Source organism: Porticoccaceae bacterium LTM1, from assembly GCA_030252795.1.
Taxonomy (GTDB): domain Bacteria; phylum Pseudomonadota; class Gammaproteobacteria; order Pseudomonadales; family Porticoccaceae; genus SCSIO-12696.
In genome coordinates this window covers 950440-966530 of the sequence record CP127080.1, presented here as the reverse complement: position 1 = coordinate 966530, position 16091 = coordinate 950440, and the positions used below count along the sequence as shown (strand labels likewise).

General features: G+C 51.1%; 16 protein-coding genes and 1 pseudogene. 6 read left to right on the top strand and 11 right to left on the bottom strand.

Annotated features, from left to right (window positions below; translation table 11 throughout):
- Positions 1–425: 425 nt before the first annotated feature.
- A complete protein-coding gene (gene ffh / locus QP938_04255; protein ID WIO75612.1) occupies positions 426–1907 on the bottom strand; it encodes a signal recognition particle protein in 1482 nt (493 codons plus the stop codon).
- A gap of 193 nt (positions 1908–2100) precedes the next feature.
- Between ffh and ccsA the strand changes: the two genes are divergently transcribed.
- The 3 genes from ccsA to QP938_04240 all read left to right on the top strand — a co-directional run bounded on the left by ccsA (position 2101) and on the right by QP938_04240 (position 5159).
- On the top strand, positions 2101–2907 hold the full coding sequence (gene ccsA / locus QP938_04250) for a cytochrome c biogenesis protein CcsA (GenBank protein WIO75127.1): 807 nt from the start codon (positions 2101–2103) through the stop codon (positions 2905–2907).
- 45 nt (positions 2908–2952) lie between these two features.
- Positions 2953–4242: an HlyC/CorC family transporter gene (locus tag QP938_04245; protein WIO75126.1), complete on the top strand. Its 1290-nt coding sequence runs from the start codon at positions 2953–2955 to the stop codon at positions 4240–4242.
- A 65-nt stretch (positions 4243–4307) separates the two neighbouring features.
- Entirely contained in the window at positions 4308–5159 is an 852-nt protein-coding gene (locus tag QP938_04240) for a DUF6279 family lipoprotein (protein WIO75125.1), read from the top strand.
- A gap of 174 nt (positions 5160–5333) precedes the next feature.
- Here the strand turns inward: QP938_04240 and QP938_04235 are convergent, their stop codons facing one another.
- Positions 5334–5774: an HIT domain-containing protein gene (locus QP938_04235; GenBank protein WIO75124.1), complete on the bottom strand. Its 441-nt coding sequence runs from the start codon at positions 5772–5774 to the stop codon at positions 5334–5336.
- Between the two features lie 71 nt (positions 5775–5845).
- Here QP938_04235 and QP938_04230 point away from each other — a divergent pair, with 71 nt between their 5' ends.
- Together QP938_04230 and QP938_04225 are read left to right on the top strand one after the other, a co-directional pair.
- Positions 5846–7579, top strand: a complete 1734-nt coding sequence (locus QP938_04230) for a proline--tRNA ligase (GenBank protein ID WIO75123.1) — start codon at positions 5846–5848, stop codon at positions 7577–7579.
- A gap of 66 nt (positions 7580–7645) precedes the next feature.
- On the top strand, positions 7646–8251 hold the full coding sequence (locus tag QP938_04225) for a lytic transglycosylase domain-containing protein (GenBank protein WIO75122.1): 606 nt from the start codon (positions 7646–7648) through the stop codon (positions 8249–8251).
- Positions 8252–8332: 81 nt separating this feature from the next.
- Here the strand turns inward: QP938_04225 and QP938_04220 are convergent, their stop codons facing one another.
- The 9 genes and pseudogenes from QP938_04220 to pssA form a co-directional block, all read right to left on the bottom strand.
- Entirely contained in the window at positions 8333–8698 is a 366-nt protein-coding gene (locus tag QP938_04220) for a VOC family protein (GenBank protein WIO75121.1), read from the bottom strand.
- A 168-nt stretch (positions 8699–8866) separates the two neighbouring features.
- On the bottom strand, positions 8867–9715 hold the full coding sequence (locus QP938_04215; GenBank protein ID WIO75120.1) for an SPFH domain-containing protein: 849 nt from the start codon (positions 9713–9715) through the stop codon (positions 8867–8869).
- Positions 9716–9739: 24 nt separating this feature from the next.
- Entirely contained in the window at positions 9740–10192 is a 453-nt protein-coding gene (locus tag QP938_04210; protein WIO75119.1) for an NfeD family protein, read from the bottom strand.
- A gap of 15 nt (positions 10193–10207) precedes the next feature.
- Positions 10208–10492 carry a hypothetical protein gene (locus tag QP938_04205; GenBank protein WIO75118.1) on the bottom strand — a complete coding sequence of 95 codons (285 nt, stop codon included), beginning with the start codon at positions 10490–10492 and terminating at the stop codon, positions 10208–10210.
- 43 nt (positions 10493–10535) lie between these two features.
- Positions 10536–11483, bottom strand: a complete 948-nt coding sequence (locus QP938_04200) for a DUF523 and DUF1722 domain-containing protein (GenBank protein WIO75117.1) — start codon at positions 11481–11483, stop codon at positions 10536–10538.
- A complete protein-coding gene (gene rimI / locus QP938_04195; protein WIO75116.1) occupies positions 11452–11904 on the bottom strand; it encodes a ribosomal protein S18-alanine N-acetyltransferase in 453 nt (150 codons plus the stop codon). Before rimI ends, QP938_04200 begins: the two co-directional genes overlap by 32 nt.
- Before the next feature lie 38 nt (positions 11905–11942).
- Complete coding sequence (locus QP938_04190) at positions 11943–12725, bottom strand: hypothetical protein (GenBank protein ID WIO75115.1); 783 nt, start codon at positions 12723–12725, stop codon at positions 11943–11945.
- Between the two features lie 339 nt (positions 12726–13064).
- Positions 13065–14213: pseudogene (locus QP938_04185) on the bottom strand (2-isopropylmalate synthase).
- Between the two features lie 387 nt (positions 14214–14600).
- Positions 14601–15443 (bottom strand): CDP-diacylglycerol--serine O-phosphatidyltransferase, encoded by an 843-nt coding sequence (gene pssA / locus QP938_04180; GenBank protein WIO75114.1) that lies wholly within the window; start codon positions 15441–15443, stop codon positions 14601–14603.
- Positions 15444–15621: 178 nt separating this feature from the next.
- Here pssA and QP938_04175 point away from each other — a divergent pair, with 178 nt between their 5' ends.
- A complete protein-coding gene (locus tag QP938_04175; GenBank protein WIO75113.1) occupies positions 15622–16050 on the top strand; it encodes a DUF4124 domain-containing protein in 429 nt (142 codons plus the stop codon).
- Positions 16051–16091 lie beyond the last annotated feature (41 nt).

Sequence of the window (16091 nt, the reverse complement as noted above, 5' to 3'; positions counted from 1 at the left end):
CACCCTCTAAATTAACTTCCATGAAGTTTTCCACTCCCTATCGCTACCTGGACTGAAGCCCCCCCCAAATCAACAACCTCTCTTTGATGATCAATGTCTTGAAGCCGGAACAACGATAAATTGATGACACGTTGAAGCCCGTACAACCTGCTCTCCCGATGACAGCAGTCAGTACCACTCGATTATTATTTATATCTGAGAGATCTGTTAGAGCATGCCGTGCTCACAGCGCACGAACCGGAAGACAATCATTGATGAGGGCACTCGACGCTGCCAGCATTATTAAGTTGTTACTGGTATGACTTACATCAAGATTAGGGATGACAAGAATTATTTGAAAGTGTGTGTACTGGGTGTATCCGCAGCAAAGATTAACTCCAAAACAGTGGAGAGGTGGCAGGGATACCTACCACCTCTCATCTCACTCACTTTTTCTTGAAGTTAGGCGGCAGACCTGGCAGCCCGTCCATTCCCGGCGGCAAGTCACCACCCATACCAGGTAGACCACCCGGAGGCATGCCACCCATTCCACCCATTGGCGGCATACCACCTTTCATACCTTTCATGCCCGGCAGGCCACCCATGCCGCGCATCATTTTCATCATGCCGCCACCTTTCATCTTCTTCATCATCTTGGCCATCTGTTTGTGCTGCTTGATCAGACGGTTGAGATCCTGAATGGTGGTACCGGAGCCGACGGTGATACGGCGCTTGCGTGAGCCGTTGAGGATATCCGGGTTGCGGCGTTCGGCCGGAGTCATGGAGTTGATCAGCGCCTCCATGGATTTGAACTGTTTACCGGCGTTGGCTTGTTCCATCATCTGGGAGACATTACCCATACCCGGCAACTTCTCCAACATACTGCCGAGGCCACCCATGTTTTGCATCTGTTGCAGCTGGTCGCGCAGATCTTCCAGATCGAACTTGTTGCCCTTCTGGACTTTCTTAACCAGCTTCTCCGCTTTCTTGCGGTCGACTTTCTGCTCAACCTCTTCAATCAGGCTGAGAATATCGCCCATACCCAGAATGCGGGAGGCGATACGATCCGGGTGGAATGGCTCCAGCGCATCAGTCTTCTCGCCAACACCGAGGAACTTGATCGGTTTGCCGGTAACCTGACGAACCGACAGCGCCGCACCGCCGCGGGCGTCGCCGTCCACCTTGGTGAGGATCACACCGGTCAGGGCCAGGGCTTCATTAAAGGCTTTGGCGGTGTTGACCGCGTCCTGACCAATCATGGCGTCGATCACAAACAGGGTCTCTACCGGGTTCAACACCCCGTGCAGATCCTGAATCTCCGCCATAAGAGCATCATCAATGTGCAAACGGCCAGCAGTATCGACGATCAGCACATCGGCGTGCTGCCCCTTGGCGGCCTGCAGCGCTGCCTTGGCAATATCTTGGGGCTTCTGGTCGGCAGAGCTTGGGAAGTATTCAACGCCCACATCGCCAGCCAGGGTTTCCAACTGCTTGATGGCCGCCGGACGGTAGACATCGGCACTGACCACCATCACCTTTTTCTTTTCCCGCTCTTTCAGGAATTTGGCCAGTTTGGCCACAGAAGTGGTTTTACCGGCACCCTGCAGACCGGCCATCATGATCACAGCGGGCGGCTGGGTGGCCAGATTGAGCGATTCATTGCGATCGCCCATGGTAACTTCCAGCTCACGCTGAACAATCTTCAGGAATTGTTGACCGGGGTTAAGGCTGCTACTGACTTTCTCGCCAACTGCACTCTGCTTAACCTGCTCGACAAACTGCTTGACCACCGGCAGCGCTACGTCCGCCTCCAGCAGTGCCATGCGCACTTCGCGCAGAGTGTCTTTGATGTTGTCTTCGGTTAGCTGAGCCTTACCAGTGACCTTTTTGAGGGTTTGGGAAAGCCGGTCGCTGAGATTCTCGAACATAGCCATAAGATAGTCGTCACTACTTGCCTGAATTTAAAGGTCGGGGAGTATAACGTTTTTGCCCACCTGTTCGCACGCTTAGACCAGATAGATGAGATGCGTTCCACCAGACGCCAATTGATAACCCCTCGCATCCCAAATGCATCTGTGCGAAACTCGCGCACAGTTACGCAACAATAATAGATACGATCACATGACTACTTTCTATCTCGGCAGCAGCGCAATCGCTCTCTACTTTATTGCGTTTGTTTACCAGATCACCAAAGTTCGTCAGAACCGTCCATTGAGACGGGACTTTTTACTGGGCTTGGCTTCTATTGCCATTCTTGTGCATTTTTTTACCAGTTTTCGCTTGGTTGTTACTGAACAAGGCTTTGACTTCAGCCTCTGGCAAGCCAGCTCACTGATTTTGACCGTGGTCAACTTGTTGATATGGGTGAGCAGCTTACGCAAACCCGCCCACAACCTGTTTTTATTCCTGTTTCCGCTCACTATTCCAGTAATCATCGCCTCACTGAACAGTGACAGTATGATTGTGACCTACAAGGATATGAACCTGGAAACCGGCCTGCATGTGCTCAGCTCGATACTGGCCTACAGCCTGCTGACCATAGCCGCACTACAGGCCATGCTGCTGGCTTACCAGAACTGGCAGCTGCGCCATAAGCACCTGAAAGGCTGGGTGCGTGCCCTGCCCCCACTGCAAACAATGGAAGTGTTGCTGTTTGAGGTACTCTGGGCCGGGTTTGCCCTGCTTACGGTATCGCTGATCTCCGGCTTCTGGCTGTTTGAAGACCTGTTTGCCCAACACCTGGGCCACAAAACAGTGTTCTCTCTGGCCGCCTGGGTGGTTTATGCCGTCCTCCTGTGGGGTCGTCACCAACAGGGATGGCGCGGCAATACAGCCATTCGCTGGACCTTGGCCGGGTTTATCGCCACGGCACTTGCCTATTGGGGCAGCAAATTCGTGTACGAAGTGCTGTTGACCTCACCGCAATGATGCCGCACCATACCGTTTCGATAACAATTTGAGGCTACACCCTCCTTGGACGACACGCCCCTTTGGCTACTCTTTAGCCTGCTCGCATTTTTACTGCTCTGCTCTGCATTTTTCTCCAGCTCCGAAACCGGCATGATGGCGATCAATCGCTATCGACTGAAACACATGCAGAACACCCACCGTGGCGCACGCCGTGTAGCGAAACTCCTTAAGCGCCCGGATCGCCTGATCGGCGTTATCCTCATTGGCAACAACCTGGCCAATAACTTTGCCGCTATTGTTGCTGCGGCCATTGCCATCAAACTCTACGGCCAAGGCTCCGAGTTTTATGCCGGGATCGTGCTGACCATCGTGATGCTGATTTTCGCCGAGGTCACCCCCAAGACTATTGCAGCGCTGCACCCTGAACGCGTCGCCTTCCCTGCCAGCCTGGTACTTCAGCCGCTTCTGTTCCTATTCAAGGGTGCTGTTTATGCGGTCAGTTATGTTTCCAACAGCCTCGTAAGACTGTTTGGCGTCGACCCTCACAAGGGCATGGATGACGCACTCAGCAAAGACGAGCTACGAACCGTAGTGGACGCATCCGGGCACCATATCTCTGGCGATCACCAAGGCATGCTGCTCAGCATTCTGGAGCTGGAAGATGTCACCGTTGATGACATCATGGTGCCGCGCAACGAAATTGTTGGCCTCAACCTGGAAGATGACATCAAGAAGCTGACCGATGACATGGTCAATAGCTCATTCACTCGACTGCCGGTGTATGAGGGCGACGTCAACAATGTGGTGGGTATCCTGCACATCCGCAAAGTAAGCCGTCTGCTGCGCGGCGGCGCCGATGCGATCACCAAAGAAGCGATCAAGCGATTTGCCTTTGAGCCCTATTTCGTTCCGGAAAACACCCCGCTGCACACCCAACTGGTGAACTTCCGCACCGTAAAACGCCGCTGCGCCCTGGTAGTAGACGAATACGGCGAAGTTCAGGGACTGGTAACACTGGAAGATATTCTCGAGGAGATTGTTGGCGACTTCACCACTAACGAAGCCGATGAAGCCGAAGAAGACGTCACCATCGACAAGGATGGCAGCTTTATTATCGACTGCTCTGCCACTATCCGAGACATAAACAAAGCCACCGGCTGGGACCTACCCACCGACGGCCCCAAGACCCTCAATGGCTTGGCCCTGGAATTGCTGGAGAGCATTCCCGAAGGCAATGTTGGCTTTGATATTGGCAAATACCGCTTTGAAACCATCTCCCTGGACGAGAAACGCCTGATTAAGGTGCGTGGCCTACAAATCAACATGGATCAGTTGCCACTGCTTGAAAGCTAATTCTGCTGAAAAGGCGTGCTAAACTTTTTCCAAGTCTGGAACTGAGTTTTAGCACGGCTTGCAGTATGACCATTAAGCGCATTCTGATTCCTCTCATAGTTCTCACGCTGCTTGCCAGTTGCAGCACCCTCAAACTCGGCTACAACACTGCTGACTGGTGGCTTGGCTGGTACGCTGGCCGCTACGTCGACATGAATGGCAACCAGAAAAATACCTTCAAATCCGATATCGACTCCCTTCTCAGCTGGCACAGAACAACACAACTCCCCCGCTACGCAGAATTCTTTGAAGACTTAAAGGAAGCCGTTGCCGAACCCGTTGCCGCCGACCAACTCCAGCAGGCCGCCTTAGATGGCCAGCAAATGATCAATGACGTGCAACATCGAGTTATCAAGCCCGCCGCCCGTTTACTGGTTTCCCTCTCCGACAAGCAAGTGGAGAAGCTGCTGGATGAGCTTCAGGAGCAAGCGGAGAAATACCAGGAGGATTACGTCGAGCCGAACGCCGAAGAGCGAATAGAAGCACGAACCGAACGCATGGAAAAACTGGCAAAGCAGTGGATTGGCAAACCCAATAATTACCAGAAAGAACGTATTCAACGTTGGTCTGCAGCTCTCAAAAACTCGGCGTCTATGGAAATTAACCACCAGCAGGACTGGAAAAAGAAATTGGCACAAGCTTTAAAACAGCGCCAATATGCACCCCAAACGGTGAATGACTTTCTAGAGTCCTACCTGTTCCGTTCCGCCAACAGCGTCAGCGAAGAACATCGTCAGGCGAATATTCACAACCAGCAACAAACCTTCCAGCTAATAGCTGACCTTATCAATTCGATGACCGATAAGCAGCGTGAGCACCTCGACAAACGCCTTAGCAGGCTTGCCGATGATTTTCGCGAGTTGGCTGAAGAAAAATAAAAGCCGCCATTCATACAAACTTGAAAGACATGGACGGGGTTTAGCTTGATGTGACCGTGGCCAGCAGGGATGCTGGCCACGAGCCCCCATGGATGGGTCTACGGCGTGTCACAGCAAGCTAAACCACGCCCATGTCCCACACCAAGTAGAGGACTTACCTTCTGAGATAATGCATTAGGAGATCTGGCTTGACGGCTTAAAAGCACCCACCATTAATACTTTACATATCTCATCAATTTGCTGACGCATAACCCCCGGCTCATATTCGACCGCAGGCACCGCCCCCCAAATTGGAGCAGGCCATGCGGGGTCACTCTCGAAGCGAACCACATGGTGGAAATGCAGCTGCGGCACCATATTGCCAATCGTCGCCAAATTGAGCTTGTCGGGGCTGTAAAGCTGTTCAAGGGCTTTCGCTAACTGACATGACTCCTTCATCAACTGATCCCGATCAGCATCACTAAGCTGGTGAATCTCGGTCAACCCAGGACGCTGAGGCACCAAAATAAACCACGGGTAGTTGGCATCTTTATGGAGCAATAACAGCGACAATGGAAACCGACCCAGCATAATTGTGTCTGCCTCCAACCTTGGATGAAGTGTAAACTCGGACATATTCTGTACCCTGCGATTAATGCGCCGTAGAATACCCTCTTTTGACGTTTTGAATAAGGACTGAATACGCCATGCGCGCCAGCCAGTATCTGATTGCCACCCAAAAAGAAACCCCCGCCGACGCTGAAGTAATAAGCCACAAACTACTACTTCGAGCCGGCATGATTCGCAAACTTGCCTCTGGCCTCTACAGCTGGCTGCCAACCGGCCTGCGAGTATTACGCAAAGTCGAAAAAATCGTTCGCGAGGAAATGGATCGCGCCGGTGCCCAGGAATTGCTGATGCCCGTAGTTCAACCTGCAGAACTGTGGGAAGAATCCGGACGCTGGCAACAGTATGGACCGGAACTGCTGCGCATCCAGGATCGCCACGAGCGCCCCTTCTGCCTGGGCCCTACCCATGAAGAAGTTATCACCGACCTGATTCGCAATGAGATCCGCAGCTACAAACAACTGCCTGCCAACTTCTATCAGGTACAAACCAAATTCCGAGACGAAATTCGTCCGCGCTTTGGCATCATGCGCTCCCGTGAATTCCTGATGAAAGACGCCTACTCCTTCCACACCAACCAGGAGTCACTGCAGGAAACCTACGATGTCATGCATGGTGCCTACTGCAAGATTTTTGAACGCCTCGGTCTCGACTACCGTCCGGTACTGGCCGACACCGGCTCAATCGGTGGCAGCTTCTCCCACGAATTCCACGTGCTGGCGCAATCTGGCGAAGACGCCATCGCCTTCAGTACTGGCAGCGACTACGCCGCCAACGTGGAAAAAGCCGAAGCACAGGCTCCCCAAGGCGAGCGTCCAAACGCCACCCAGGAGATGAACAAAGTTCACACTCCCGGCGCATACAGCATTGCGGAAGTGAGTAATTTCCTCGGCACCCAGGACAACCAGAGTGTAAAAACCCTGATCGTGTTGGGTGAATCCCCGGAAGAGAGCGACCAACAACCACTGGTAGCGTTAGTACTGCGTGGTGATCACGAACTCAATGAACTGAAAGCCGAGAAGCTGGACGGTATTGCCGCTCCGCTGACCTTTGCACCGGAAGAACGCATCAAAGCCGAGCTGGGCTGCAATGTTGGCTCCCTGGGGCCGGTTCAACTGAACATCAAAACTGTTATTGACCGCGACGCCGCCCACCTGGCGGACTTTGTCTGCGGCGCAAACGAAGACGACTACCACCTTACCGGCGTGAACTGGGAGCGTGATTGCGCCCTGGCCGATGTGGCCGACATTCGCAATGTAGTAGCCGGCGATATCAGCCCGGATGGAAAAGGCACCCTGGAAATTAAACGCGGTATCGAGGTTGGCCATATTTTCCAGTTGGGCACCAAGTACTCCCAGGCCATGAATGCCAAAGTGCTGGATGAAAACGGCAAGGAAATTGTGATGACCATGGGCTGTTACGGTATCGGTGTCAGCCGTATTGTCGCCTCTGCCATCGAGCAGAATCACGATGACAACGGCATTATCTGGCCGGACAGCATCGCACCGTTCCAGATCGCGCTGGTTCCAATCAACATGCACAAGTCAGAAGCAGTAAAAGACGCCTGTGAGAAACTTTACGAAGATCTCACCAGTGCTGGCTATGACGTGCTGTTTATGGATGAAGCCAAGGCTCGTCTGGGCGGCATGCTCGCAGATACCGAATTGATGGGCCTGCCTCATCGTATCGTTGTTGGCGATCGCGGCCTCGAGAATGGCATGGTCGAATACAAAAACCGCCGTGCCACCGAGAGTCAGGATATTGCCGTTGACGACATTCTCGACTTCGTCACCAGCAATATTCAACTACGCTAAAAAAAGATGCCACAAGTGTCAGTTGGCGCTGCCAACGTCAACTGACACTCAAAAAAGAGTTAATAAATGGCAGTAACAAAAACAAAAATACGTCTCCCCCTAAGGCTGGTGCTACTGACCGGCCTGATGGCAGGCAACCTGGCTTTAGCTGAACCTCTAAACTCGCCTCCCCAACTGCCACAACCCGATACCGAACTGGTAAACCTTCTCAAGGAATCCCTTGAGGGAGCCGACAGTTTTGTCGACATTTACGATGCCCAGGTCTGGCTAATGGCCAAATCCCAGCCACTGGAGCGTTTTATTGATGACGAGCAGCAACGCTACGAATTATTGAAAAAGATTCATCGCGAAGCCACCAAGGCAGGACTGCAACCGGAAATCGTATTGGCTGTAATTGAGATTGAAAGCGGTTTTGATCGCTTTGCTATTTCACGCGTCGGTGCTCGAGGCATGATGCAGATTATGCCATTTTGGAAAAAAGAGCTGGGCCGCCCAAACGACAACCTGATGCTAACCGACACCAACCTTCGCTACGGTTGCACAATCTTAAAATACTACCTGGATAAAGAAGATGGTAACGTGCCAGATGCATTAGCCCGCTACAATGGCAGCTATGGCACCTATAAGTATTCGGAAAAAGTGCTGAAGGTGTGGGATAAGCACTGGCGGTAAATTTTAAAATTTTGAACAGACACGACTTTAGCTACGAAAAAGTTACCGTTCGCAGCTAAAGTCACTTCTACACTTATCACCTTATTCTGGATCGTGACAGACCGCTTCTATATTGTGCCCATCCGGGTCAATCACGAAAGCGCCATAGTAATTTGGGTGGTAGTGCTCTCGAATGCCAGGCTTGCCATTATCCTGCCCGCCTGCTGCCAATGCGGCCTCATAGAAGGCGTCCACCTGGGCTCGATTGGCCGCCCGGAAACAGATATGCATTGGCCGTTGATGTAAATCCTGTTCACTCAACCAAAATATCGGCTGATTGGGTGGCCCAAATGCACTCCAGCCCTCCACCTCCATTACCAGCCCCATACCCAGAGGCTCAAATGCCTGAATATAAAAGGCTTTACTCTTATCAAGGTCATTAACGGTCAGGCCTATATGATCAATCATTAGCTACCTCTCTTGTTATTGTGAAAGTGCTGCTCTCTCCATCCAGTGTAGAACAGCCTCAGCTAGAGGTACCAATGATTCACATTTCGCTGCCCCTTTTGACCACTTTTGCATTGGCATAAAAAAACCGAAGCTGAATAGCTTCGGTTTTTTCCTCTCTGCAATCGATTAACGACCGCCTAGAATACCGCGCACTGCAGCCGGAATATCTGCTGGCAGCACCACAGTTTTGGCATTGTCAGACTCTGCCATCTCTCGCATTGCGTCCACGTATTTATCACCAAGCAGGTACATAACCGGCAGCTCCTGGTCTTTTACCGCTGCGGCTACACGCTCAACCGCTTCCTTGGTTGCCTCAGCCAAAACAACTTTGGCCTGGGCATCACGGCGTGATGCTTCCAGACGACCATCAGCCTCCAGAATAGCGGCAGACTTCTCACCCTCTGCGCGAGTTACGGTAGCGCGACGACCACGCTCTGCAGCAGCCTGCTCTTCCATCGCTTTCTGCATGGTTGGTGACGGGTTGATATCCTGAATCTCAACGGTTTTCAGAGTGATACCCCAGTCAGAAATATCGTCAGAGATAGCACCTTTCAGCTTCGCCTTGATCTGGTCACGGGAAGAGAGGGCATCATCCAGATCCATTTCACCAACAATTGAACGCAGGGAGGTTTGAACCAGTGTCTGAATGGCAATTTCGTAGTTCTCGATACCATACACCGCTTTTTCCGGAGTAACGATATTGATGTAAGCCACAGCATTGGCAATGATCACGGCGTTATCGCGGGTAATCACTTCCTGTGACGGAATATCCAGCACAATATCCTTGGTGGTGACTTTGTAGGCCACGTTATCTATATAGGGAATGATGATATTCAATCCTGGCGGCAGGGTTTTATGGTATTTCCCCAAGCGCTGCACAACGTGTTTACTGCCCTGAGGCACCAGTCGAACCCCCAGTGCAATGGTAATAAATACCAGCACCAGAATGGCAACCATAACAATAGAGACTTCCATCTTTTTTTACTCCTTATCCTAAAACTATTTTTTATTAACAATTAATGTGTTGCCGGAAATTTCTGCAATGTAAACCCGATCACCCACTTCAACCTGATCATTACACAGAAACTCCCATTCATCATCGCCCAAAACCGGGGTTGCAAATCGTACCACCCCTCTCGCCTCGTCCAATGGTGCGCGAATAACATGGCCCGTCTCTCCCATTACCGCTTCTTTGGCAATACCCGCAGTGGTTTTATCAACCATTTTTGGCTTAAAGAACTTAAACCACAAAAAGGTGAACAGGCATGACATGACAATCCAGAGTGTCAGCGCGACGGTGAACCCCATACCGGGAATTACGGCCTTAACCAGCCCAACCACAATAGCACCGAGTCCAAACCAGATTACCGTAAAACTCGGGATAAAAATTTCAGCGACGACCAATACGATACCCAGTATCAGCCAGTGCCAGTAAGCAACGTCAAACTCCATTTGGGTTTCCTCTAGTTATTGAATGCCTTTGGGCTTGTTCCCTGCCCCGCCAATATTATTGGCGTTGCCGGATTGCAATCGTTTTACGCCGATTAACTGTCTGAATGTGCAGAACAGCATAGGTAGTATCATCAGGCCACCTACGACCATCAAAACAATCGGATAGCGATCAAAATGATACGCTTCTGGAACTAACGGGGATGAAATAAAGTGCTCATGTAATCCAAGTCCCAACACAATCACACCGATTGCATCCAGCAGGACAATTGGCAGCGGTAGCTTCAGTTTATTTCCACTCACATGTAACTCCGTTTTGTTGTTATGAGATAAATTGAAGTTGCTATCAGACACCATTACGCAGCTTTAATTCATCCGGATAGGGGCTGAAGTACCAGGAATTTTCAATATAGGGATGTGGGCTGCGACGGAAGTGATGCTTAATCAGTGTGATTGGCACGATCAACGGCACTTGCATCAACCGGTAAGACTCTATGGTCTCCAGCATTTCCTGTTTGTCATCACCATCCAGCTCACGCTTCAAGTAACCCATAGCGTGATGCAATACGTTTACGTGATTCTTTACAGTAGCCAGTTTTTTAAGTGTTTTCATGGCCAGGTCAAAATATTCGCTGGCTGCCTGCTCTAGGTTATCGCTGTTAGCCGATGCAGTAATACGCCCAAGTTCACGAACTTTATCCTGATGACGACTCATAAAATTAAGTTTGTGACGAGCATGAAAATCCATCAAACCGGATACACTCAAACCACTTTCCATCAACTCCCGCCAGCGCTGGTAGATAAATATGCGCTCGATAAAGTTCTCCCTGAGGCGGGCATCCCCTAACCGCCCCTCTTCTTCAACGGGCAAATTAGGGTAGTTTTCCAAAATCATTTTTGCAAAAACACCCGAACCCTTATGTGCGGGATGACCTTTTTCGCTATAGATTTTTACCCGTTCCATGCCACAGCTTGGCGAATCTTTCTTAAGGATAAAGCCACCCAGATGAGCTATTTCCGGCATCTTGCTTTCGCAAAAACCAACTAAATCGTCAGTAACATCCAGATTAGGGTCTTTGCTGCCAACCACACGCACTACCTGCTCATCACCGACAAGTCGAATTGGCGGTCGAGGTGTACCAAGGCCAGCACCTACTTCAGGGCAAAATGGTACAAAGTCGAAATACTCACCCAACGTGCCAGTAATAAAGCTGTGATGTTTATGGCCGCCGTCGTGGCGAACATGATTGCCCAACAGACAGCTACTGATTCCAACCGTAATCTTCTGCTGCATTACCTAACTCCTTAGCCATTACTAACGCATCTTCGCTGCCGTGCGCCGTTCGATAGTAATCCCTGCGCTCGCCAATCTGGTTAAAGTCCGAGTGCAGATACAACTGGATTGCAGGGAAATTGCTGGCCCTAACCTCCAGAAAAATCATTTGCGCCGACTGCGAAGCTTGCTGCAAACAGTGCTCAAGCAGTTGCTTGCCAAAGCCCTTGCCCTGATGATTGGGTGCAACTGCGATATTAAGAATTTCCGCCTCACCAACCACCAGGGAATAGAGATAATAACCTATTACCTCGCCATCGGACTCAAGGGTCCAGCAGTGATGGCTGGATTCAAGACTCTGCTGAAACTGTTTTTGGTTCCAGGGGTGGGGGGTAACCTGCTGTTCAATTTCGGTTACCGTGACCAGATCGGTGTCGGTCATTGGTCTGATATGCGCCATCTTCAAAAGGCCAATGATATTTATTGGGTTGATTCCGCCAGAAACCGAATCGCCTGCCAGGCTGTCCGCTTGTGATTTGGATCTTCAAGCATTTCAGCCAGTCCAGGCAGTCGAATGGCCTGACAATCTCCGGACAGCGCCATTTTTCCTTTTACATTCACCAGGTTGCTCAGCAGATAGTTACTGGCGCACTCGCCCATCACCAACACCCATTGAACATTGTCCTGCTCAACACGGCGCTTTAAAAAAGTACTGAACATCGCCCTGGCACCGGCATTATCAGCGCGAGCATTGGGCACCAGCGGCCAGTCCAACAGTTCCGGTTCAGGTAACGGTGACCCTGAACGGCCGATGGACTGTAAAATGTTGGCGAGCAACTCGTGGCGATCCTGAGGTGGGTTTTGGCCGTAATCCAGTGAATCAAAAACCAGTAGATCGGCAACCCGCCAGTAGCAGATTCGAAAGCGCTGTGGCTCTTCAGTATCCACTGGTTTGGCTTTTACTGCTGGCTCTGCAGTTACAGTGGCAGCCTGCTCTATTTCAACTGGCTGCTTTTCAATCGGTTGGGGAACTGGCTTTTCTTCGGGTGATTCCGCCCGATTTTCGACAGGCTGTTCAGCTAGTAGTTCGCGAGCGTCTTGCACAGGTGGTTGAGCCGGCTCGACTTGTGCAATTTCCGGATTTACCTCCGGGGGGGCAGCCGTGACTTCCGCTACTGTTTCAGGCAGGCAAAACTCGCGCGGGACATATTGAATGACCCCCAGAGTCTTCAGGTAATAATCGCGTTCCTGTCCTGTCACCATGTTTATGCACCAACAAAAAGAGGGGACATTGTCCCCTCTGTTGCACGCGGTTTCAATCGTCTAGGGCCTGTTGACGCTTCATATCCACCTCTGCTGAGAGCGATTTTTGTGCTCAACAAGGCGGAAAGAGCATAGTGTAGCCATTCTACATAAGCGATTGACAACGCAGTAGAGCACAAAAATAGCCTCAGCCCTTCGGGTTGGAACTGAAAAGGCGTCCCTCGTTGTTGCTCGTCGTTCATTTGGAATGACCAAACTACTCTCCTCGCGCCTTGATGGACGTCTTTTCAGCCACCAACAGTGGCGGATATGAAGCGTCAACAGGCCCTATCCACGCATACCGGCAACCAGCTGGCGCAGATCCTCATCACCGATTTCGCGCTTGGTGTCGGCCAGTTGCTTGAACAACATAAAGGCTTGCATCAACTCGTCCTTGTCTTCAATGCCCAGCCCCAGTTGAACGAGCCGTGAAGAGAACGCAGCACGACCAGACAACTTGCCCAGTACCAGTTTGTTGGTGTCCCAACCGACATCTTCGGCACGCATGATCTCGTAGGTTTCACGATGCTTGAGTACGCCATCCTGGTGAATACCGGATTCGTGAGAGAAAGCGTTGGCACCCACGATCGCCTTGTTTGGCTGTACCGGGAAGCCGGTGATTTCAGAAACCAGCTGCGATGCCTCGGCGATGTATTGAGAGTTAATTCGGGTCTCGACCGGATACAGATCCTTGCGGGTACGAGTCGCCATTACGATCTCTTCCAGTGCGGCGTTACCAGCACGCTCACCCAGACCATTGATCGTACACTCAACCTGACGCGCTCCCTGCAGAACCGCGGACAATGAGTTGGCTACCGCCAATCCCAAATCGTTATGGCAGTGAACGGAGAAAATTGCTTTGTCGGCATTGGGCACGTTCTGAATCAAACGACCGATGGTGTTGCCGTACTCTTCCGGAGTGCCGTAACCCACGGTGTCAGGCACGTTGATGGTGCGTGCACCGGCATCGATAACTGCTTCGATGATGCGGCACATAAAGTCGAACTCGGAACGGCTGGCGTCTTCCAGTGAGAATTCAACATCATCAATCAGGTTGCGAGCCATTTTGACGGCATTTACAGCCTGCTCTACTACCTGGTCCGGCTCCATCTGCAGCTTGTACTTCATATGGATCGGGGAGGTAGCGATAAAGGTATGAATACGACCGGAGTTGGCCACTTTCACCGCTTCACCGGCACGCTCGATATCAGCGCGCACTGCACGGGACAGGCTACACACGGTACTGTCTTTTATCGTTTCAGCAATAGAGCGAACTGCATCAAAATCACCAGGGCTGGCAATCGCAAAGCCGGCTTCAATCACATCAACACCAAGTTTTTCCAGCATTTTGGCGATGCGAAGCTTTTCGTCTTTGGTCATGGACGCGCCCGGGCTCTGTTCGCCGTCACGCAATGTGGTATCGAAGATTACTAATTGGTCCTTACTCATGGTGGACTAACCCCTCAAGATTCGTTGTTTATAACACCAGATATGAAATTAGACAGATCAAAAACCCCGCGTTCACTTTGCCGCCCAAATGCCGGGAGCAAGTTGATATCACGGAGGTCAATTTTCCGGGGCAGGATTACACGCAGGTGCGGGAAACCCTACCCCTGACGTAGATCTGGAAGGAAAAGCTCAGGTGCAATAGCCATCCCGGCCAGGTTGGGAACCTGACCGGCTCGATTACCATACATCACGATAGAGGTATTCATGGCAAAAGCGGCTTAATCATAGAATCTGAAAAATAGGGTCACCAGGTACCCCAATTAATTGCTGCCGATTTCAGCAGGTTTTATGGCGGAGTGCAACTGCCAACTATCACAAAAGAAGTCGCTATTTTTTCCTCATTTTGCGCAACAGCACCTGAATCGGGCCAGATAACGCATAGGCAGCACCCAACACCAGCAGAACCACAGGCGGATTAACAGTCACAATGATGATAACCATAATGGCAATCAGCATTCTTACAAATGGCACTCTTCCGCGCAGGTCTACACCCTTAAAGCTGATGTAACGTACATTCAGCACCATCAGGATACCAGCCATAGCGGTTGTTACTGCGGCCACGATAGATAACGTGACTCCAGGTTCGGCATCGTGTCCGGCCCAAACCATGCCTGCCACAAGCGCTGCCGCGGCGGGACTGGCTAATCCGATAAAGAAGCGACTATCGACACTACCAACCTGGGTATTGAATCGCGCCAGACGCAATGCCGCACAAGAGATATAGATAAAGGCCATCGCCCAGCCCACCTTGCCCAGTGAGTGCAGAGCCCAGCTGAAAGAGACAACGGCAGGTGCCACGCCAAAGGAGACCATATCCGACAGACTGTCGTACTGAACCCCGAAGGCACTTTGGGTATTGGTGAGGCGGGCAACACGGCCATCCAGGCCATCAAACACCATTGCCACAAAAATAGCGATTGCGGCTGCCTCAAAATTACCCGCCATAGCCGACAAAATGGCGTAAAAGCCACTAAACAAGGCACCTGTGGTCAGCAGGTTAGGTAACAGGTAAACACCTCGGCGACGCACCGAGCGGCCGTTTACCGTCTCCTCTTCCTCATGCTCCTGAATGGGAGACGAATCATCCGCTTCACTGGACGCTGATTGGCAGGTACTCTGACCAGTGATCTCATCATGTTCGATGATTTGGTTATCGTTTTCGTTGTTCATAATATCGCTGTCACACCTTTGATCAGCAGGTTGATAATCTGGCATCTATGATAGGGCAAAATAGCCGTGAAACAACAGCTTAGCGTTACTGCTAAGCTAAATTGACTATATTTGAATCAGATCTCATTGATTGGGTCGGGATTGTGTAGAATCCACTCAACAATAAGGAGAATGGAAGATGAACCGAGCAGCTCTGGCCGCGATTGCCCTGGCCCTGTTGATACCATTGCAGGCCGATGCCAAGCAGAAACTCTATAAGTGGGTCGATAAAAACGGGGTTACTCACTATTCCGCAAGACCTCCCGAGAACCAGAAAGCTGAATTAATCAGCATTTCTACCGGTACCGCTGTAACCAAGCAAGAAGAGCCGGAAGCAAGAACTGACGCCGAGAAGAAACCAACTCGTAAGGCTCTAACCCCACCACCACCAGAAAGTAAAAAAGACCCTGAAAAATGCGCCCAAGTAAGAGCCCAACTTGAAAAACTGCGCAATTTCCCCCGAATACGTGTTGAAGGGCCATCTGGTGAAAAACGCTACCTGACTCCTGATGAGCATCAGCAGAGACTTAAACAGGCTGAAAAGCAGGAAAAAGAGTTCTGCGATTAACACAACAGAAAAAAACAAAAAGGGCACCAACTGGTGCCCTT

Excerpts from the sequence above, each read along its gene's own strand:
- ccsA (WIO75127.1), top strand. The coding sequence starts at position 2,101 with ATGACTACTTTCTATCTCGGCAGCAGCGCAATCGCTCTCTACTTTATT.
- QP938_04230 (WIO75123.1), top strand. The coding sequence starts at position 5,846 with ATGCGCGCCAGCCAGTATCTGATTGCCACCCAAAAAGAAACCCCCGCC.
- QP938_04220 (WIO75121.1), bottom strand. The coding sequence starts at position 8,698 with ATGATTGATCATATAGGCCTGACCGTTAATGACCTTGATAAGAGTAAA.
- QP938_04225 (WIO75122.1), top strand. The coding sequence starts at position 7,646 with ATGGCAGTAACAAAAACAAAAATACGTCTCCCCCTAAGGCTGGTGCTA.
- ffh (WIO75612.1), bottom strand. The coding sequence starts at position 1,907 with ATGTTCGAGAATCTCAGCGACCGGCTTTCCCAAACCCTCAAAAAGGTC.
- QP938_04200 (WIO75117.1), bottom strand. The coding sequence starts at position 11,483 with ATGCAGCAGAAGATTACGGTTGGAATCAGTAGCTGTCTGTTGGGCAAT.
- QP938_04240 (WIO75125.1), top strand. The coding sequence starts at position 4,308 with ATGACCATTAAGCGCATTCTGATTCCTCTCATAGTTCTCACGCTGCTT.
- rimI (WIO75116.1), bottom strand. The coding sequence starts at position 11,904 with ATGACCGACACCGATCTGGTCACGGTAACCGAAATTGAACAGCAGGTT.
- QP938_04210 (WIO75119.1), bottom strand. The coding sequence starts at position 10,192 with ATGGAGTTTGACGTTGCTTACTGGCACTGGCTGATACTGGGTATCGTA.
- pssA (WIO75114.1), bottom strand. The coding sequence starts at position 15,443 with ATGAACAACGAAAACGATAACCAAATCATCGAACATGATGAGATCACT.
- QP938_04235 (WIO75124.1), bottom strand. The coding sequence starts at position 5,774 with ATGTCCGAGTTTACACTTCATCCAAGGTTGGAGGCAGACACAATTATG.
- QP938_04190 (WIO75115.1), bottom strand. The coding sequence starts at position 12,725 with ATGGTGACAGGACAGGAACGCGATTATTACCTGAAGACTCTGGGGGTC.
- QP938_04175 (WIO75113.1), top strand. The coding sequence starts at position 15,622 with ATGAACCGAGCAGCTCTGGCCGCGATTGCCCTGGCCCTGTTGATACCA.
- QP938_04215 (WIO75120.1), bottom strand. The coding sequence starts at position 9,715 with ATGGAAGTCTCTATTGTTATGGTTGCCATTCTGGTGCTGGTATTTATT.